At 32.8% G+C, this 19,454-nt stretch carries 17 protein-coding genes; 9 read left to right on the top strand and 8 right to left on the bottom strand.

The window, feature by feature from the left end; genetic code table 11:
* Nucleotides 1-5: 5 nt before the first annotated feature.
* Nucleotides 6-392, bottom strand: coding sequence for a VOC family protein (locus RAH41_RS18115; RefSeq protein ID WP_331224472.1), 387 nt, complete (start codon nucleotides 390-392; stop codon nucleotides 6-8).
* Nucleotides 393-584: 192 nt separating this feature from the next.
* Nucleotides 585-803, bottom strand: coding sequence for a hypothetical protein (locus RAH41_RS18110; RefSeq protein WP_088014064.1), 219 nt, complete (start codon nucleotides 801-803; stop codon nucleotides 585-587).
* Between the two features lie 384 nt (nucleotides 804-1,187).
* Here RAH41_RS18110 and RAH41_RS18105 point away from each other — a divergent pair, with 384 nt between their 5' ends.
* Both RAH41_RS18105 and RAH41_RS18100 read left to right on the top strand, forming a co-directional pair.
* On the top strand, nucleotides 1,188-2,222 hold the full coding sequence (locus tag RAH41_RS18105) for a DUF3048 domain-containing protein (RefSeq protein ID WP_331224470.1): 1,035 nt from the start codon (nucleotides 1,188-1,190) through the stop codon (nucleotides 2,220-2,222).
* Nucleotides 2,223-2,401: 179 nt separating this feature from the next.
* Nucleotides 2,402-3,262, top strand: coding sequence for a pentapeptide repeat-containing protein (locus tag RAH41_RS18100; protein WP_331224468.1), 861 nt, complete (start codon nucleotides 2,402-2,404; stop codon nucleotides 3,260-3,262).
* 33 nt (nucleotides 3,263-3,295) lie between these two features.
* Here the strand turns inward: RAH41_RS18100 and RAH41_RS18095 are convergent, their stop codons facing one another.
* Together RAH41_RS18095 and RAH41_RS18090 are read right to left on the bottom strand one after the other, a co-directional pair.
* Nucleotides 3,296-4,141, bottom strand: coding sequence for an FtsW/RodA/SpoVE family cell cycle protein (locus tag RAH41_RS18095; protein WP_331224466.1), 846 nt, complete (start codon nucleotides 4,139-4,141; stop codon nucleotides 3,296-3,298).
* Nucleotides 4,142-4,167: 26 nt separating this feature from the next.
* Complete coding sequence (locus RAH41_RS18090; RefSeq protein WP_331224464.1) at nucleotides 4,168-5,607, bottom strand: PLP-dependent aminotransferase family protein; 1,440 nt, start codon at nucleotides 5,605-5,607, stop codon at nucleotides 4,168-4,170.
* 138 nt (nucleotides 5,608-5,745) lie between these two features.
* Here RAH41_RS18090 and RAH41_RS18085 point away from each other — a divergent pair, with 138 nt between their 5' ends.
* The 7 genes from RAH41_RS18085 (at nucleotide 5,746) to RAH41_RS18055 (ending at nucleotide 12,754) form a co-directional block, all read left to right on the top strand.
* The gene (locus RAH41_RS18085; protein ID WP_331224462.1) at nucleotides 5,746-6,675 is read left to right on the top strand and encodes a DMT family transporter; all 930 of its coding nucleotides are present in this window, start codon (nucleotides 5,746-5,748) and stop codon (nucleotides 6,673-6,675) included.
* 414 nt (nucleotides 6,676-7,089) lie between these two features.
* Nucleotides 7,090-8,793 (top strand): DEAD/DEAH box helicase, encoded by a 1,704-nt coding sequence (locus tag RAH41_RS18080; protein ID WP_331224461.1) that lies wholly within the window; start codon nucleotides 7,090-7,092, stop codon nucleotides 8,791-8,793.
* A 101-nt stretch (nucleotides 8,794-8,894) separates the two neighbouring features.
* Nucleotides 8,895-9,851: a glutaminase A gene (gene glsA / locus RAH41_RS18075; RefSeq protein ID WP_331224460.1), complete on the top strand. Its 957-nt coding sequence runs from the start codon at nucleotides 8,895-8,897 to the stop codon at nucleotides 9,849-9,851.
* 554 nt (nucleotides 9,852-10,405) lie between these two features.
* A complete protein-coding gene (locus RAH41_RS18070) occupies nucleotides 10,406-11,155 on the top strand; it encodes a sulfite exporter TauE/SafE family protein (RefSeq protein WP_331224459.1) in 750 nt (249 codons plus the stop codon).
* Nucleotides 11,156-11,266: 111 nt separating this feature from the next.
* Nucleotides 11,267-11,758 carry a DinB family protein gene (locus tag RAH41_RS18065; protein ID WP_331224457.1) on the top strand — a complete coding sequence of 164 codons (492 nt, stop codon included), beginning with the start codon at nucleotides 11,267-11,269 and terminating at the stop codon, nucleotides 11,756-11,758.
* 11 nt (nucleotides 11,759-11,769) lie between these two features.
* A complete protein-coding gene (locus RAH41_RS18060) occupies nucleotides 11,770-12,243 on the top strand; it encodes a GNAT family N-acetyltransferase (RefSeq protein WP_331224455.1) in 474 nt (157 codons plus the stop codon).
* A gap of 28 nt (nucleotides 12,244-12,271) precedes the next feature.
* On the top strand, nucleotides 12,272-12,754 hold the full coding sequence (locus RAH41_RS18055) for a methylated-DNA--[protein]-cysteine S-methyltransferase (RefSeq protein ID WP_331224452.1): 483 nt from the start codon (nucleotides 12,272-12,274) through the stop codon (nucleotides 12,752-12,754).
* A gap of 68 nt (nucleotides 12,755-12,822) precedes the next feature.
* Here the strand turns inward: RAH41_RS18055 and RAH41_RS18050 are convergent, their stop codons facing one another.
* The 4 genes from RAH41_RS18050 to RAH41_RS18035 all read right to left on the bottom strand — a co-directional run bounded on the left by RAH41_RS18050 (nucleotide 12,823) and on the right by RAH41_RS18035 (nucleotide 19,218).
* Entirely contained in the window at nucleotides 12,823-13,974 is a 1,152-nt protein-coding gene (locus tag RAH41_RS18050; protein ID WP_331224450.1) for an AI-2E family transporter, read from the bottom strand.
* A gap of 142 nt (nucleotides 13,975-14,116) precedes the next feature.
* A complete protein-coding gene (locus RAH41_RS18045) occupies nucleotides 14,117-16,039 on the bottom strand; it encodes an LTA synthase family protein (RefSeq protein ID WP_331224448.1) in 1,923 nt (640 codons plus the stop codon).
* Between the two features lie 388 nt (nucleotides 16,040-16,427).
* Nucleotides 16,428-18,305, bottom strand: coding sequence for a VWA domain-containing protein (locus RAH41_RS18040; protein ID WP_331224447.1), 1,878 nt, complete (start codon nucleotides 18,303-18,305; stop codon nucleotides 16,428-16,430).
* Between the two features lie 19 nt (nucleotides 18,306-18,324).
* On the bottom strand, nucleotides 18,325-19,218 hold the full coding sequence (locus tag RAH41_RS18035) for a MoxR family ATPase (RefSeq protein ID WP_331224445.1): 894 nt from the start codon (nucleotides 19,216-19,218) through the stop codon (nucleotides 18,325-18,327).
* Nucleotides 19,219-19,454: the final 236 nt, after the last annotated feature.

Here is a 19,454-nt window from a genome sequence, read left to right as displayed (position 1 = left end):
TATATCTACTCTTCATACAATTCTAAAGGTAAGCCATCGGGATCTTGGAAGAATGTAAATCTTTTATTAGTTAACTCATCAATTCGAATAGGTTCTACAAAGACAGCATTTTGCTTTAAGTATTGAATACTTTCTTCTATATTAGTTACAGTAAAGGCTAAATGGCGTAACCCAACTGCTTCTGGATTTGTATGTCGCTTAGGTGGATTTGGAAATGAAAATAGCTCTATTTGTCCATTTTCTCCAATACTTAAGTCCAACTTATAAGAGTCGCGCTCCTCTCGATAGGTTTCTTTAATTACTTTACAACCTAATAAATTTATGTAAAAATGCTTTGACAATTCATAATTAGAACAAATGATAGCGATATGATGCATATTCTTAATTTCCATATTAAACTCCTTATTACTTTGATTACTGAAACTTTTCCTAGTTTATCATGTTTAGTGCAGTTTGAAAAAAGAATACATTCCATTTAGACAGTATAGTTCATAGTTTTATGTGGAAAAATGAATTGTGAAACTTAAACTGGGCAAAAAATTCAAAAAAAATAATGGGAATAATCTCCCATTAAGTTTAGAAATTTATCTTCTTCTTTTTTTATCATCTTTTGCTAAAACCTGTACTTTCTTAATAACTTCTAGTTCTACAATTACATGCACATGTTTATCATTTATTTGATTAACACTTAATACTTTACCTTTTCGACCTTTAATAAAAATAGCATCTCCTTCAGAGGGGACATTTTTGAGTAGTTGGTTTAATAGTTCAACGTTTTTCTCGATATAATGAACTACAATCATATAGCTTCAACTCCTCTACATTCTTATCTTTATACAATATTTAAGATTAAATAAAATAAGAACAAATTTAAGCTGATTATTTAACAATACAAGTTCATATAAATTGAATAACTTAAATTTTTAGATTGGTGACAAACGTTCACTTTCTTCGTTACTTTGCCTGTCTGCGGTGGTGCTTATTATGTTTAGAGTAACACCGCTCCTAACAAGACTTTGTCCTCAAAGTCAAACGATTGCAATCAGTCTGAAAATCAAATTTTGAAGATTTTTTCTACATACTCAATCATTAGTTGAATGTTTTATTTTTGAAAAATTCTAACAAATTCTTTCTATTTTAAAAGTTATTTAATACAATTTAAGAAAAAACAGATTGTGAGGGAGCCAATGCATAAGAAAATTTTATCAATAATTGTGATAAGTATGCTTCTAGTAGGATGTAAGCATGGTGAAAAGTCTGTAAAAACAGTTAAAAATAATGAGAAAAATCCTTCGAATGAACATGTAATTGATAAAGGAGAAATTGATACGATTTATGCACCTTTAAGTGGACTACCAATAAGTCAGGCTAGTGAACAAAGACCTGTTGCGGTTATGGTTAATAATTATTATTTAGCTAGACCTCAAAGTGGATTAAGTAATGCTGATGTTGTGTATGAAATTTTAGCAGAAGGAGATATTACAAGATTTCTAGCCATTTTTCAAAGCAATATACCTGAGAAAATAGGACCTGTAAGAAGTGCGAGAGATTATTACATCAACCTGGCAAATGGGTATCATGCATTATTTATTTGTCACGGAAATAGTCCTAAAGCGAAACAAATGATGGATTCAGGAATGATTGATGCATTAAACGGACTGATCTACGACGGTACGTTATTTAAAAGAGACAAAACGAGAAAAGCACCTCACAATTCTTATATTTTGAAAGAGGGTATTGAAAAAGGTGTTGCTCAAAGGCATTACTCTTATTCAGAAAAAGTTTCTCCGTTAGATTTCACCCATAAAGATTTAGTTTTTGATCACTCTTGGAAAAATGCTGGTGAAGTATTTATAAAATACTCTCATGATGCAAGAAATAATGTGACCTACAAGTATTCGAATTCAACTAAACAATTTCAGAGAGTTCAAAATGAAATTGTAGCAAAGGATGCTTTGAACGGGAAAGAGCTTCAAATAAAAAATATCTTAGTGATCGAAGCGACTCATAAAATTATTGATAGTTATGGTCGCCGTTCAATTGATATTGAACACGGAGGAAAAGGATATTATATTGTTGATGGAAAGTATATGAATATACAATGGAAGAATGTAGATGGTCGAATCATTCCGTATACACTAGATGGAACTGAAATAAAACTTTCACCAGGTCAAACATGGATTAACTTTGTTCCATATTTAAAAGATGTAACAATTAAATAAAGCTACATTAAAAGCAGATAATTTTATATAATTATCTGTTTTTTTATTGTCAAAGAAAGAAAAGCGCCTAATGAATCTTGCACTTACTAAGCTGTAAGTTCTATGTTTGACCAAAAAAAATTACGATGTTACGATAAAAAATATTATTCATTTATACAAGGTGGGAAGGAGGCTCAAGAGTGGCTAGTAAAATTGAAAATATAGGATTAGTAAACGAGCGTTATAAAAATCTAAAAGCTGACTGTGAGAGTTGCTTTGGACTATGCTGTGTTGCATTACCTTTTGCTGCCTCGGCTGATTTTGCCAATGATAAAATTGCAGGCAAACCTTGTCATAATTTACAATCAGACTTTCGTTGCGGAGTTCACATGAATTTAAGAGAGTTAGGTTTCAAAGGCTGTACTGTTTTTGATTGCTTTGGAGCGGGGCAAAAAGTATCTCAAGTAACCTTTGATGGAAAAGATTGGCGACAAAATCCAGAATTGGCTAATTTGATGTATGATGTATTTCCAATTATGAAGCAACTGCATGAAATGCTTTGGTATTTAAATGAAAGTTTGACGATAAGTGCTGCAAGTGAGATTCATAATGAAATAAAAATAGCATTAGAAGAGACTGAAAAATTAACACTTATGGAACCTAAACTAATAAAAAACTTAGATATCATAGCCCACCGTGTAGAAGTTAACTCCTTACTTTTACGTGTTAGTGAGCAAGCAAGAACCGTGGCTTTGAAAAAATTTAACAACAATAAGAAGCGTCAAAAAGCTACCGGTAGAGCTTTAGACTTAATTGGTGCTAATTTAAAGGGTGCGAATTTTATCGGAGCAAATTTAAGAGGAGCCTATCTAATTGCTGCAGATTTAAAGGGAGCCGATTTAAGAGGTTCTGATCTAATCGGTGCAGACTTACGTGATGCTAATTTGAGTGGTGCGGACCTAACAGGAAGTATTTATCTTACTCAAGCTCAAATTAACTCAGCAAAAGGAGATTATCACACTAGAATACCATCAACACTTAAAAGACCATCTCATTGGTGAGGAAAATAAAAATGAACCATTTTATTTAATGGTTCATTTTTTATTATATACATACCAAGAAATAGCTATTAAGTAACCGATAAAAGGCGATGTTCCATAACCCATAATCGGTAGCGGGAAGTTTCCAAAAAAGCTTGAAAGAATACTAATCGAAAAATAGATTCCTAGACTGAATGATAATTGTTTAGAACTGTTTGGTGGAAATATGAAAAATGGTATTAATAAAATTAAAAGTGAAATTACTGCTAGGATTAGCCATCCAGTTCCCATTTCCTTTATTAAACTTAAAATATCCTCAACATATGAAACTGGGGCAAGTTGATCTAAGTGAGACCAGCTTAAGATAATTAATAGAATAAAAACAATGAATAGGAGGATTTGAACGCTTTTATTCTTACTTCTATTTAGTAATAAAAATGAAAAAGAGATTGTAAAAGCTGTTAATTGTGATGCATCTGGTTGAAAAAATAATAATACTGTAAAGATTAATGTAAAACTAAAAGTAACCCAAAATGGTTTTGCTTTCATGAAACTAGCTAGTTCTATTATTAATAATGGAACTAGAACTAAAGCGATATGAAATCTTAATGGTCCAATTGCGATCCAGCGGTGTACACCATGTAATCCTTTGTCCAAAAAGGTAAGTAAAAATAATATGAGTATGCACGTAATGACAATGATATTTGTTTTTTTCATAGTGGATTTTTGATCTCTAAAAAGTATTAAAAAGGAGATGAGTCCTCCTATAATAGCTATAAATATATTTTGACCGTAAATGGAAGGTGATACATGGCTATTAATCATAGCAAGTACTCCGATTATCATTGCAGGCATGGTTATGATGAGTGGTAATAAGTTTATTTTTTTGAAATTTTGCATCTTGTTCTAAATAGCCTTTCTTTACACTAGTTTTCTATTTGCTTAATGATATTGCGTAGTTTCTTTAACCCCTCAGCTAAATCATTTTCGCTAACTAAAGAGTAACTAATCCGAAATGAAGTGGTATTTGGATTGTTGTTATAACATGCTACACCAGGTAAGAATGAGATATTTTCATGATTAGCCTTTCTTAAAAAATTAAAAATATCTAGATTGGATTCATGAAATGTAAGCCACAAATTAAAGCCGCCACCAGGTATCCGAAAGTTTAATTGATCATTAAGTGATGAAAGTATTTCAACACTTGTATCACGCCGAATTTGTAGAGCGATTCGTAGTTTTTCAACGTGACTTCGCATTCGGTCGGTTCGTAGAAAGGGTAAAATCGCTTTTTGTGTTAGTAAAGGGCTACCCACGTCCATTGAAGCTTTTACCGCAAGTAGCCATTCTAGAATCGGTCCATTTGCTAGCATTGCAGCAATTCTAACTCCGGGTGCTAATGTTTTACTAAATCCTTTAATGTAGATGACGTGGTCTGATTGATCATAATACTTAATTGGGTAATATTGAAATGCTTTTTCAAAAAAAATATCACTAAATGAATCGTCTTCAAGAATAAAAAATTGATACTGTTGTGCTAGTTCAATTAGTTCTTTTCTACGACCATTACTCATTGAGATTCCAGTTGGGTTTTGAAAGGTAGGGTTAACATAAAGTAATTTTGGTGTGAATTTAATACACATATCTTCAATTAAGTCTGATCGAATTCCCTCTTCATCCATCTCCACAGGTATAATATGAATCCCCTTATTTATAAAAATATCAAGTGCACCACCATAGCACGGACTTTCGACTATTATTGAATCCCCAGGTTTTAATAGCGCTTGTGCTACTAAGTCAATTCCTTGTTGAACCCCACTTGTAATAATTAGATTTTCAGCTTTAGAACGTATTTTTTGAAATTCATATAAATGTTTAATAATTTCAGATCTTAATTCAATATCTCCTTGAACCGGTCCGTAGGTCGTTAAGATTGACGCATCATCTCTTAATAGTTTTTGCATTTCATCCGCTAAAAATTTATTTGGAAGCAGACGTGGATACACAACTGCCTTTGAAAAATCATACTTTAACGGTTCTCTATTTATTAAATATTGAGATCTTACTATATTGATTCCTAAAGTCTGTTGCCAGTTATTACTTGGATCAACCTGTGCTGTTTTTTTTACTTTCTTACTAATAAATACTCCTTTACCTGGCTCAACTGTGACATAGCCGTTTGTTTCTAACCATTTATAAGCCTTTCTAACAGTTAAAACGCTTATAGATAGTTCCTCTGCTAAAATCCGTAAAGATGGTAATTTTTCGTTAGGGAAAAGTAGACCACTTTGAATGCTACCTGCAATTTGAGTGCTTACTTGGAGATAAATTGGAACTGTTGATTTTTTATGGATTTGGATTTTCATATACTCACCACTGGTTTTTAGTTATAAATTAATTAAAAAAAGATCAATCGTCAATTGAAAAAGAGCTAACTGTTATATGCTCTATTATACTGTTATACTCCGAATTTAATATAATACTTTTATTAAAGGGGTGATGAAATGATCATTATTAATTATATTTTTATTTGCATGATTTTCGGTACAACTTTTCTAGCAATAAAATTTGGAATCGAGTCGGGAGTTTCGCCTTTATTTTCAGCAGGTATTCGATTTACATTAGCGGGACTGATTGTCATTTTCTATTTCCTTCTTAAAGGGGTAAAGATGAAGAAATTTATTTTTTCAAAACGAATAATGTATATTGGATTCTGCTTAACTTTTATGACATTTTCAACATTATACTGGGCGGAGCAGTATATAACATCAGGATTAGCCGCAGTTTTGTCTGCAACTGGTCCAATGATGATCTTACTTTTCCAATTAAGGAGAACTAATAAGGCAATTGAGCGTAAACAACTAATAGCGTTATTAATGGCTTTTGCAGGTGTAATTTTTGTGTGTTTACCTGGGATCAGTCAGCATGTCTCTTACTTATGGGTTGCTGCTTGTATCGCAGTATTATTAGGAGAAGCTTTTTACGGATTTGGATCGATTTCCTCAAAAGAAATATTAACAGAATACAGTGCTGTTTCGCCATTTTTAATCAATGCTTTTCAAATGTTATATGGGGGAATATTTCTACTATTAGTTTCGTTTTTATTTGAAAAGCCGAAAATTGAGATTTTAAGTTCTTGGGACGCTGTGTGGCCAATATTGTATCTTGTATTTATAGGTTCAATAGGGGGGCATGGATTATACAGCTGGTTATTATCTAAAACGAACCCGGTCTTCCCCTCAACTTGGCTTTATGTATCACCATTAATTGCAAGCGTCTTAGGTTATTTTGTAATGGACGAACCGATCAAACCAATTATGGCGATTGGTGGCATACTCATTTTATCTGGTGTATTCATTGCAAATTGGTCGACGTTTTCTATGTATAAAAAGCAAGGAAGACTTCTAAAAAAAGAAGTGAATATTTCAAAGTAATATCAACAAAATCCACATGGAAAATGAATTTATCCTGTGGATTTTGTTCCTTTATTTATGATTTTTTTGACAAATGCCCATATGGAACCGTCTGGATCTCTTAAGCAAAATTCCTTATAGCCCCATGGAAAAAGGGCACCATGTAGTAGAAATCAACTTTTTTGAAACCTATATAAATTCCCTTATTTTTTCCAATATCCTAATTTTCAGTAACCCTTGATTATTTTACCAAGGAATTGTCAAAAATAACTTGATGCAGAAGAATCTAATCAATTATACATATACAGTTATATAAGAATAATTTTAAAAGATTAATAAACGATGTGATACAATGAATAAGTCACTTTTTGAACAAATATATGAAACAACCATTATTATTTATAATGATAGAAAATAGAAAGTAAGGTAAATATAATGAATAAATTTTCTAGTTTAGGTTTAAGTGAGGAATTAATTGAATATTTAACTGAATTAGGGATAACAGAGCCTACACCGATTCAAGAGAAGGCAATTCCAATCGTATTTGAAGGTAAAGATTTAATAGGGCAGGCACAAACAGGAACTGGTAAAACATTTGCATTTCTATTTCCAATCCTTGAAAAAATTAATTTAGAATTACCACATACACAAGCATTAGTCGTTGCTCCAACTAGGGAGTTGGCCCTTCAAATTACTGCTGAGGCTAAAAGGATTGTTAGTGAAGATTTTGGAGTACTTGCTGTATACGGCGGACAAGATGTTGAACAACAAGCTCGTAAACTGAAAAGTGGTGCACATTTAATCATTGCAACACCTGGTAGACTTTTAGACCATCTAAGACGAGGAACAATAAAATTAGATAAAGTTGATTTTCTAGTGCTAGATGAAGCAGATCAAATGTTACATATTGGATTTTTACACGAGGTAGAAGATATTATCAATCAAACTCCTGTATCGAGACAAACCTTATTATTTTCTGCTACAATGCCAGATCAAATCCAATCACTTGCAAAGCGTTACATGAAAAAACCAGAAATTATTAAAGTAAAAGCTAAAAGAATTACATTAGACGAAATTGAACAATTAATTATTGAAACAACAGATCGCGGAAAATTTAATGCCTTATTGAACCAAATCAAAGAGGCAGAGCCGTTTCTAGCAATCATTTTTTGCAGAACAAAAAGAAGAGCTAATAAATTAAATGAACAGCTAAAAGGAAAAGGTCTTTTATCTGAAGAACTACACGGAGATTTAACCCAAGGCAAGCGCGAGAAAGTTATGAAATTGTTCCGCGAAGCTAAAATACAATATCTCGTAGCAACAGATGTAGCAGCTAGAGGAATAGATGTCGAAGGTGTTACTCACGTATTCAACTATGATATACCGTTGGATACAGAAAGCTATGTACATCGAATTGGAAGAACAGGACGTGCGGGAGATACTGGTATTGCGATAACATTTGCTACTCCAAAAGATTTTCAAGATATGAGAGTAATTGAAAAAGAACTTAATCTTTCAATTAAGAGAATAGAAATGGAAAGAGGCGAAAGCTCAGGCAGAGCGGATCGAACAGAAAATGCCAGCAGAACCGAAAGATCGAGAAATGCAGGCAGAACAGAAAAATCGAGAAATGCAGGCAGAACAGAAAGATCGAGAAATGCAAGCAGAGCAGAAAGAACAGGAAATGCAGGCAGAGCAGAAAGAACAGGAAATGCAGGCAGAACGGAAAGAACGGGAAATGCAGGCAGAGCGGAAAGAACGGGAAATGCAGGCAGAGCAGAAAGAACAGGAAATGCAGGTAGAACGGAAAGAACGGGAAATGCGGGCAGAGCAGAAAGAACAGGAAATGCAGGCAGAGCGGAAAGAACGGGAACTGCAGGTAGAGCGGAAAGAACGGGAAATGCAGGCAGAGCGGCAAGAACAGGAAATGCAGGCAGAGCAGAAAGAACAGGAAATGCAGGTAGAACGGAAAGAACGGGAAATGCGGGCAGAGCAGAAAGAACAGGAACTGCAGGTAGAGCGGAAAGAACGGGAAATGCGGGGAATTCTAGGAGAGGCGAAAGAACAGAAAATGTTGGAAGATCAAGAAGTGCAGGGAAATCAAGAAATGACGGCAGATCTAGTAGAAGAAGTAGATAAGAAAAACGTGAAGTGTAGGTAGTTAATAGTTGTAGGAATAATCTTATAAAGTGATTTTGGGAAGGTCTTTTCCCTTAAAAATTAAATAAACAGGTGATATTATGACGCAGAATGGATATCGAGAGGAAAAAGAAGTACACAATTTAGAGGAATTGAAAGCCCTTATTGAAGAGGCAAAAGAGTTTATTCCGTATGGAAAAGTAGCCAATTATATTCCTGCTCTTGCAAAGGCAAATAAAAAGGATTTATCGTTGGCTGTGTTTTTGCCTGATGGAAGACATTTTGAGGCTGGAAATACGAGCATTCGTTTTACTTTGCAAAGTATTTCGAAGGTAATTTCGCTCGCTTTAGTTTTAATGGATCGTGGAGAAGATTTTGTATTTGAGCGAGTAGGGATGGAGCCTACAGGTGATCCGTTTAACTCAATTGCAAAATTAGAGGTTAGATCTGCTGGAAAGCCGTTAAACCCAATGATTAATGCGGGAGCCTTGGCTGTTACAAGTATGATTAAAGGTCATAGTATAAAAGATCGCTTTCAACGACTTTTAAACTTTATGAGGATTTTAACAGATAATAAAGATCTATCTTATTCGAAAGAAGTTGCTGCATCTGAATTTGAAACAGCGCACTTGAATAGATCCCTTTGTTACTTTATGAAAGAGTATGGAATTATTACTGAGGATGTCGAATTGTTACTAGATTTATATACTAAACAATGTTCAATTGAAGTTAACTGTTTAGAAATGGCGAGAATCGGACTTATTTTTGCGCTTGATGGATGGGATCCTATTTCTAAAACGCAGCTTATACCTGAAAAAATTGCAAAGATTTGTAACACTTTTATGGTTACATGTGGAATGTATAATGCATCTGGTGAGTTTGCAATTAAAGTTGGAATTCCTGCTAAAAGTGGTGTTTCTGGCGGTGTTATGGGTGCGGTACCTCGCCGATTTGGAATTGGTGTTTATGGACCGTCACTTGATGAAAAAGGAAATAGTATAGCCGGTATAAAATTATTAGAGTTACTAGCTTCCCGATATAACTTGAGTATTTTTTAACTAGAGGGCTGTCCATAAGTCTGGCTAACCTGACATATGGACAAGCCCTTTTTATGTTGATGTGGTAACTCGTCAGTACTATTCATTTGTAAGGGGTTTTACTGCAACTCTTTATAGTAAACTAGCAAATTTTTTCGTTTTTTCTTCGATTAGAGAATACTTTGAACGATTTAGCTATTATTCCAGTTAAAATTGGCTACTTCAACCTACTAATTACGTTTTAATACCTGTACCACTATAGATATTTTTCTAACTTATTTTCGATTTTCTACATTTAATTTCAGTTCGACGTTAATTTACATCAATACTCCATTCAATAACACAGTTAGTCCTCTTTTATACAGTCCACTCACACTTATTTGCAGTGCTTTCTTAAATTAAATTTAACATTTCATCACATTCCTCACTTTAGTGATAAAGTCCCAACCCTCTTTTAATTTCTCGCCTTTGTCCTGCTATACATAAATCATTCACATATAATGAGGTCTTTAGTTTCCCTTTTTTTGAATATTATGTGTATAGTAAGGATAGACGCAAAAAAGGGAGATAGGAAAATGGACTCATTATTATTACTTTTTATTTTAGGAATTGGCGCTGCAGTAGTTGGAACATTAGCAGGTGGTGGAGGATTAATTACACTCCCGATGATGATTTTTCTTGGTATTCCTATTCAAACTGGTATTGCTACAAATAAGTTTGCCTCAGGTTTGGGGTCGTTTAGTAGTATCCTTTATACAATTAAAAAGAAAGATTTTAAGGCCTCAGTCATTTTTCAATTTATATTCGTTTCGTTTATTGGTGGGGGTATTGGTGCATTTGTAACGAGTATGTTAGATGAACATGTAATGAATATCGTGGCATTAGTTTTATTAACTGGTTCATTATGGTTAACTTTTGCAAGTAAAAAGTGGAACTATGAAACAACGAATAAAAGCGGTGTTGAAAAGCAAACATTTCTAGATAGGGGCATTTTAACTGGCATTGGTGTTTATGATGGGGGCTTCGGTCCGGGTTCTTCTACATTTGCAATCTTGTATTTTATTAAAAAAGGGTTTACATATGTTAATGCAGTTCAGTTGGCTAGAGTATTGAATTTTGGTAGTTGTTTATCCGCATTTATCATATTTTATATGACAGGTCACTTCCAATGGAAAATTGCTGTGACGATGGCTGCTGCTTCAATTGTTGGTAATCAAGTTGGGTTAAGATTTGCAAAATTTGTTCCAATGAAGCTAGCTAGAATTCTATTAATTTCAGTTTCTGTTTTATTAATTGTTCAAGTAAGTTTAAAGTTATTTGTATAAACACAACAAGGTCTGTAGGTATATACAGACCTTTTATTTTTTTAGCTTAAAGGTGATTTTTACCACTTGGTAGAATAGCTTAATTAATCGAAATTGTAAGGGGTGGTTGCAGTGAATTTGAAGGAATATCAATGGGTAAAAGAAAATCGTGAAGCATTGTTAAATTTTTGTGGTGAATTAAAGCCAGAGGATTTTACTCGTAAATTAGACGGGTTTGGTTTTCAAAGTGTTCGAGAAACGCTACTACATATGGCTGAATGTTATATTGCATGGATTGGATCTTTTATATTATTGAAAACGAAAAAGCCAATTACACCAAAGGAAAACGTTGTAAATCTTAATCTCAATGATATTAAATCAAGATTTGAAGAAGCTGATTTATTCGTGAGTGAATTATTGGATATGACAGCTGAACATTTGAATAAACCAATTGTTAGAAAGATTCCATGGAGAGATCATAATGAAGAAATATCGATCACACCGATGAAATTGCTAGTACATACGATCACACATGAATATCATCATAAAGGACAAATTGTCTCGATGGCTCGCCAGATGGGTTATATTCCACCTAATACTGATGTTTTAGGTACCGCGGATTAAGGGGGGATATAATGAATTATAGATTAGCAGAAATAAAAGATATTGATCAGTTAATTAAGATGAGATGGGACTTTACTTTAGAAGATTTCGAGACGGGAAGAATAAAAGAGAGTGAATACAATGACTTTTACAGTGAATGTCATGATTTTTTACTAAATGCAATGAACGGTAGACAATGGTATATATGGGTTGCTGAAATAGAAGGTACAATTGTTTCCCATATGTATATTGAACTTATTCAAAAAGTACCCCGGCCTGGTAGAGTGACTAATCCTTTTGCTTATATGACGAATGTGTATACATTAAAGGAGTATCGTGGGAAGGGGATTGGAGGAAAATTAATCTCCAAAGTTAATAAATGGGTAAGCGAAATGAAGTTTGAATTTGTTATAGTTTGGCCAAGCGAGCAAGGAGTTAATTTTTATCAGCGGAACGGTTATAATCAATGTATTGAAGCAATGGAGTACTTTCCAAAAGATAAATAATCTAATTTAATACATAGGAGAATGATTAATGACCCAATTAGATACAGCTTATATAGACACTCCGTTAGGTACATTAAGGATCGTTGGAAATGAAAAAGGGGTAGCATACATTGATTTTGTCAAAGAAGAGAATGACGAAATTCAAAAAATAGTACCACCTTCTTTGAAGGATGCAGGAAATGAATTGATTGAATATTTCAGTGGATCTAGGAAGGAATTTAGTATTCAATCGATTGCAAAAGGCACTCCTTTTCAAGAAAGTGTGTGGAGGGAATTAGTTAAAATTAAATATGGTGAAACTGCTTCATATGCAGATATTGCTAGTCGTATAGGGAACCCAAAAGCAGTAAGAGCTGTTGCAAATGCAAATGCAAGAAATCCATTAAGTATAATTGTTCCATGCCATCGCATTATTGGGTCAAATGGTAAGTTAACTGGCTATGCTGGTGGACTGTGGAGGAAAGAATGGCTCTTAAATAGAGAACAGGGAAGAGAGACGTTTAAGTTGTAAAAAAAGAGCAGGAATAACTGAAGTATTAAGAGTGCATATCACTCCAACTTCATTATTCTTGCTCCTTTTTATTCTTTTTGGTCGTTATCGTTGTTAATGTTTATTTCGATATTTGTTTCAATGTCGTCATCAATAATCTTATCTGCGAATTTTGATTTTTTCCTTAAATTGATGATCCTAGCTATATTAACAATCACTACTTTACAAATTGCATAGGTTGGTACAGCTAAAACCATACCAAGTACACCAGCAAAGTTACCAGCGAATAATAATAATAGAATAATCGTTAAAGGATGAATATTTAATTTTTTCCCCATGATATAAGGTGAGATTAAGTTTGAATCGATTTGTTGAACGATTACAATGATTAGTACAACAAATAACGCTAATTTTGGAGAAATTAGTGCCGCAACGATCACCGCAGGAGCTCCACCGATAAACGGTCCAAAGTAAGGGATAATATTTGTAATAGCAGCTACTAACGCTAAAATTAAGGCATTCGGTATTCCGATAATACTATATCCAATAAATGTTCCAATTCCAACAAAAATACAAACAATCGTTTGACCTTGAATGTAAGAAGCCAATGTTTCGCTAGTTTCATTTGCAATATGAATCGCTTCATTCCTTAAGCTTTGTGGTAAAAAACGAGACATCGCAGCTGGAAACTTATGACCATCTTTAAACATATAGAACAGTATAAATGGAACCGTTAATATGATTAACGTTACATTACTTAAAATATTGAAAAACGCACCAATTCCACCAGTTATGCCACCGATAAATACTAGAGCATAGTCTGCAACTTTCTTTTCTAAATCTTTAATTTCAACGTAGTTTTGACTTCCTAACCACTTCTCTAATAGGCCAATCTTATTTGTTGCTTCATTTACAATTGTTGGCATATTATTTACTAAATCTTTAAATTGTTCAGTTAAGGTTGGGAATACATTAATGATAGATACTACAGCAATTAAGATTAATCCGAGATAGAGAAGAAGAATGCCTATTGAGCGAGGCACTTTTTTTCGCTCTAAAAAATCAACTATTGGTGCAAATAGGAAATATAGAAAGATTGAGACAAGTATTGGCGCGAATAAAGTACTAATTAAAATGACAATTGGTTGAAATAAGAATGATATTTTTGTTCCAACGAATAATACTAAGAATAATAATAGTAGTTCGATCGTCCAAAATAATAACTTAGAGTTTTTATACAATTAATATCCTCCTTCTATATTTTAATTAAAAAACTATGTATAAATAACATATTATAACAAAAAGAGATGCTTGTAAAAGCATCTCTCGGTGTAAAAAACTAAAAAATTATATACTTGACTGTAGGTTCTTTTGAAGTACCTTCTACTTATTTGGTTCAGTTATTGTTTGCATTGTACCTGTTTTATGCTTGTTGCCACTGTAGAAACGGAATAAATCACCGTAAACAATATTATCTGAAAGTGTTAGTTCTTTTTTTGCTTTATCAATTAATAGTTTCGCTTCTTGATCAGGAACTTCTTCTTTTTCAGCAGTTAATCGATTATAAAATTCATTTGAGCCAGCTACGTAATAATATTTACTTGTAACGAAGCTTCCATCACGGAAAACAATAAATTCCGAATAATCTGGGCTAAATAAATCTTTACCAAATTCAATATCTGTTTTTGTATCAACGCCTAACAGATGAAGAATCGTAGGTTTTACATCAATTTGACCAGCAACCTTCGAGATTGTTTGACCTTGTTTTTGCTTAGGTAAATGAATAATAAGTGGCGTACGTTGTAAATCCATATGGTCATATGGAGTAATTTCGTCTTTACCTAAGAACTGAGCCATTGCACGATTGTGGTTTTCAGAAATTCCATAATGATCACCATACATAACAAGAATTGTATTATCATATAGACCTGATTTTTTCAAACCTTCAATAAAGTGTTTAATTGATTCATCCATATATCGTACTGTCGTTACATAACGATCAAGTGTCTCGTCACCAGAATTATATTGATCAATGTATTGATCCCCGGGATCAAGTACGAAAGGATAGTGGTTTGATAAAGTTAAGAATCTAGTATAAAACGGTTGTTTCACTTGCGATAAAAGAGGAAGCGATTGTTTAAAGAAATCTTCATCCTTTAATCCCCAGTTTACTGAGTTTTCGTCGGTAATATTATAATCTACTTCATTAAAGTAGCGATCGTAACCTAAAGAAGGGTACATTACATTTCGATTCCAAAAGCTTTTATTATTTGCATGGAAAACAGCTGAATAATATCCGTGATCTTTTAAAATTTCAGGTGTAGCCATATATTCATTATTTGCATGTGTAAAATAAACAGCACCACGGTCTAACGGATATAAAGAGTTATCAATAATGAACTCAGCATCAGATGTTTTACCTTGACCTGTTTGGTGATAGAAGTGGTCAAAGTAATAACTTTCTTTAATGTATTTATTTAAAAATGGAGTTATTTCTTTACCATTAACCTTTGCGCCAATTGTGAAATTTTGCATTGATTCTAAAGAAATAACAATAACATTTTTACCTTTATATTTACCGAAAAGCTTTGCATTTGCTTTTACACCGTTACTATTTACATAGTTTTCAATTTCAGTTAATTTACTGCTATCCGCAAAGGCCTTTTGTGTTGAAGTCTTTGTTTGGAGTGATAAATCATAACCTTGGTAAACATATAATCCAAGATTTTTTACAAGCATTTCACGATCAAACGAACGAGTAAGTAATTCAGGTCTTTCCATTTCAGCTAAACCTAAGTTTAAAACTGCAATTGCAATCGTAATTAAATAGTAAGTTGACTTCATAAATGAAGGTACTCGACCAGTGTTTGAAAATTTAGGAAATTTCTTTGAGATTAAATATAGGATAAGAATATCAATAAACATAAATAGAATTTTAAAGTTTGCTAGTTCTTTTACACTTGATCCTAAATCACCCATATTACTAGTTTGGAATAGTACTGGTAATGTTATAAAGTCGTTAAAGAATCCGTAAAATAAAACGTTTCCACATAATAGCAAGGTTAAAATGAAATTAATCAAAAGCGCGATCGTATTCCGTTTTTTCCCTTTGAAAAAAAGTGCGATCCCTACAAGGAATAATGAGGATGCCAAAGGGCTAATAAATAATATTACATTTTGAAAGACTGTATCAATTTTTAAATCGAATCCAAACAGAGTAACAATATACGTTTTTAGCCAAACTACTAACGCAACCAGTAATACGAATCGTACACGTGAAAATGTTGCTTTAATTGAAGTAGGCATAGTCCTAATCCCCCTTAAATACAAAACAAACTAGCGGTCATTCACTAGCTTTTCTTTTAAATATGCATCTCTCTAAGTCGTCAAAATTTATCGTACTCCGTTTAATTTTAAAAATCAATAGGAAATACGATATCGTTATGTAAATCCGTTCGACAAAATATTCTAACTCCTTATAAAATAAAAAGAAATAGGCTACTAGTAAGCTGATCAGGCAGTTGACAAGCACTAGCTTTCTTCGTTACTTGGTCTGTCATTACCGTCTATGGGAAATCTGCTCCCCATCAGCCTTCGTGACTTGAAAGACAAGCGCCTGGAATCAGTCTGATCATCAAGTTATTAGAGCTTTGTTTGCTCCAGCCTATTTCTTTTCATTTTATGGACAACTATCTTACTCTATGCTTCTTAATAATAATTTTTTTAACATTGGTTTTAATTGTAGTCTTAAATCTTCTGCGTTTGAAGCGATTAAGTAATGGTGCTGATAAATATTTTTCATTAATTGTGAAGTTTCTTCTTGATGTTCTTCTTCCTCAATGAAAGTACCAATTACTTCAATTCCAAGTTTTCTAGCTTGTTTAACTGCTTCATGCGTATCGATAATCCCATCTTGGAAATAATCTAATGCTGAAGGTTCGCCATCTGTAAATACGAGCAAAAATTTATGCTTTTCCGAACGTTTAGCGAGTTCTTCTGAAACAATTCGAATCATTAAGCCGTCACGATTGTCCTCTTCTTCTTGGAGCTGCATGATATTTGGTCCTACAGAAGGTGATAAAGAGCTTGAAAACGGAATGACTTGATGTAAAATATTAGGTTTGTTTTCTTTTGTAGCATTTGAAGCATCCTCCCAAAAGCCACTAATGCTATGAGAGATTTTTAATTGTTTTAATGTTTCATGGAATAAAATGACGCTTTTCTTTACTTCATCCATTTTATTAAACATCGATCCAGAGCAATCAACTAACAAGTAAAAAACAGCATCTAATTCTTTCGATTCAGTTTGTTTTTTATAAAACATTTTAGGATTTTCTTCAGTGAAAAGTCGAATCCATTTTTTGTTTAACCTACCATAGTATTTATCTGTAGGTGCATTTTGTTTATTTTCTAATGATTTTTCAATCGTTTTTCTTAGATCTTTAACATCTTTAGATACCATTGAAGACAATGTAGAATACTGTTTCTTCTCAGTAACTGTTTGCCCAGTTGCTTCTTTATATATAATAGAAACATTACTATTATATTTCCCAAAAGGATTTTGCTGAGAAGAGGATGAATTCGAAGCTTCGTATGAATCAGTTTGTTTTGATTTTTTATTCTCTCCTTGCTTGGAGGAACCAAATGCATTTGCAATTGCCTGATCGCTGGCCTCTTCTTCTCGTGCAAAGTTTGCTTTAATAGAAGTTTTTGTACCACTTTCAACTTCAAATCGTAAAAAATTATCATCTGTTTCGTTATTTTTACTTTCTCTATGCCAGGTTGATAATCTTTCATCTTCGCTATTTCTTTCATCAAGACCCTCTTGCTGGTCATCATTTTGAAGCTCTTTTACCTTACTATTACATGAGGCTAATTCGTTAATTTTATTTAACGGTAAATAGCCAAAATATGTGTGAATCATATCTTCCTTATACAGTGAGAGTAGTCTCTGTTGCACTCTAAATACAATAGAAGAAATATCACTTGTTTTTTTAGCTTCAAACGCTTGGAAGAGGATGGGTAGAATATCCTCGAGTTGTTCATTCGTTTGATAAGTTAATTGAGTAGAAGTAAGTGAAAGATAAATTAAACAAAACAATTGATCTAATTGGAAATTACGCATTTCATTTGCTTTGAATTGTGATTGAAAATAATGTCTATATATTTTTTTTCTTGTTAAAAATAATTGTCTTGTACCTGGTCTTTGATGAATAATTAACTCTTCAAGTCGGATATCCTCAAGAAGGACAAACAATTGTGTGAAAAAACTTTTTAAATGAGTTTCTTGTAATTCCTTTAGTGTTTCTTTGAATTCTCTAAAATCTGAGTAATGTTTATTACCTAAAGCTTTTAAGTACACATCTGATTTCAAACCTTGTAACTGTGTATTATGCTCTTGTGTATCCCAAAAATGACTTACAGTAAATTTTTGTTCTTCATCGTCGTAATACGCCTGAAAATCAAATTCTAAAAATGAATTACGATCTTTTGAAAGAGAAATCGATAAATTTTCCATTTGAAGAAAAGTGGAAGCGTCGATTTTTTTATTGTTAAAAATGATTTGTTTCATATGTTAATCATCACTCATTTCAAGAAAGAAAATAACTTTCAGCTAGTTCTCTAACAGTCTCACGTTCAATGTCATCACTTAACTTAGCGATAATTGTGCGTTCAATTGCTCGTAGTACTGGTATATGAACAGATAAATCACATGCATCAAGAACACCACGAATACTTGCTGCATCTTCACTAATTCTGCCTTCACTTGCTAATGGAATTAAATCACTTGAAAAGCTTGTGAATTTCTTCAGTAGTTCTTCATCTTTTAGCTCAGATTCATCTTTTAATAACTGAAGTAATGATTCCCCGTTAATATATGGAACATCTATAATAATGAAGCGATTTTTTAAAGCTTCATTTAATTCACTTGTTCCTACATATCCTTCGTTTATTGCGGCGATTACTCTAAAGTTTTCGTTACCTTTTACTACTTCTTGAGTAAATGGATTTGTAATCATTTTTCGATAATCAAGTGCACCATGTAGTAATGGTAATGTTTCTGGTTTAGCCATGTTAATTTCATCGATATATAAAATATGACCTTTTTTCATTGCTTTCATTAAAGGTCCATCGATGAATACTACTTCAGATCCGTTCGTATTAGAGGCGATTGTGTTGTATCCAACAATACCTTCTAAATCTAAATCGACTGAACAGTTTATGCTATGCATCGGTTGATAAAGCAATTTTGAAAGAGTTTCAGCTAAAACCGTTTTACCACTTCCGGTTGGACCTTTTAATAATATATTTTTACCAAGAAGAAGGGCAGTGATTGCATCTTCTAAAATCGTTTTGTCTTGAGAAACATATTGTTTTGTTCCGATTAATAGTTGCTCTTCTTTTAGAACTTTTTGAATTTGTTCATTATATATTAAATTTAATTTTTCATTAATCGAACTAGAAAGATTCAGTTTTGTATTCATACAATACTCCTTTAAATAAACATTGTTCAGTTGGATTATTCATTTGTTTATTAACCATAGTATTAACGCATATTTGGATTGTGAATGTCTTGTCCACAAATTTTCATGAATTTGCTAATACAGCTACTATCTTTAGAGTATAACAGTTTGTGGATTAACTGGAAAGTTTTCAGATTGAATTACTATATATATGAAGCAACTGTCATTTAGTGGAAAGAATTAAATGTTTATATGAG

It is taken from the genome of Gottfriedia acidiceleris, assembly GCF_036421055.1.
GTDB classification, from domain to species: domain Bacteria; phylum Bacillota; class Bacilli; order Bacillales; family Bacillaceae_G; genus Gottfriedia; species Gottfriedia acidiceleris_C.
Note: the sequence above shows the minus strand (reverse complement) of the source record. Positions and strands in the feature narration are given on the sequence as shown.

What these genes read in the sequence shown, in the direction of transcription:
- RAH41_RS18115 (WP_331224472.1), bottom strand. Translation starts at nt 392, where the DNA reads ATGGAAATTAAGAATATGCATCATATCGCTATCATTTGTTCTAATTAT.
- RAH41_RS18110 (WP_088014064.1), bottom strand. Translation starts at nt 803, where the DNA reads ATGATTGTAGTTCATTATATCGAGAAAAACGTTGAACTATTAAACCAA.
- RAH41_RS18105 (WP_331224470.1), top strand. Translation starts at nt 1,188, where the DNA reads ATGCATAAGAAAATTTTATCAATAATTGTGATAAGTATGCTTCTAGTA.
- RAH41_RS18095 (WP_331224466.1), bottom strand. Translation starts at nt 4,141, where the DNA reads ATGCAAAATTTCAAAAAAATAAACTTATTACCACTCATCATAACCATG.
- RAH41_RS18090 (WP_331224464.1), bottom strand. Translation starts at nt 5,607, where the DNA reads ATGAAAATCCAAATCCATAAAAAATCAACAGTTCCAATTTATCTCCAA.
- RAH41_RS18085 (WP_331224462.1), top strand. Translation starts at nt 5,746, where the DNA reads ATGATCATTATTAATTATATTTTTATTTGCATGATTTTCGGTACAACT.
- RAH41_RS18080 (WP_331224461.1), top strand. Translation starts at nt 7,090, where the DNA reads ATGAATAAATTTTCTAGTTTAGGTTTAAGTGAGGAATTAATTGAATAT.
- glsA (WP_331224460.1), top strand. Translation starts at nt 8,895, where the DNA reads ATGACGCAGAATGGATATCGAGAGGAAAAAGAAGTACACAATTTAGAG.
- RAH41_RS18070 (WP_331224459.1), top strand. Translation starts at nt 10,406, where the DNA reads ATGGACTCATTATTATTACTTTTTATTTTAGGAATTGGCGCTGCAGTA.
- RAH41_RS18060 (WP_331224455.1), top strand. Translation starts at nt 11,770, where the DNA reads ATGAATTATAGATTAGCAGAAATAAAAGATATTGATCAGTTAATTAAG.
- RAH41_RS18055 (WP_331224452.1), top strand. Translation starts at nt 12,272, where the DNA reads ATGACCCAATTAGATACAGCTTATATAGACACTCCGTTAGGTACATTA.
- RAH41_RS18045 (WP_331224448.1), bottom strand. Translation starts at nt 16,039, where the DNA reads ATGCCTACTTCAATTAAAGCAACATTTTCACGTGTACGATTCGTATTA.
- RAH41_RS18040 (WP_331224447.1), bottom strand. Translation starts at nt 18,305, where the DNA reads ATGAAACAAATCATTTTTAACAATAAAAAAATCGACGCTTCCACTTTT.
- RAH41_RS18035 (WP_331224445.1), bottom strand. Translation starts at nt 19,218, where the DNA reads ATGAATACAAAACTGAATCTTTCTAGTTCGATTAATGAAAAATTAAAT.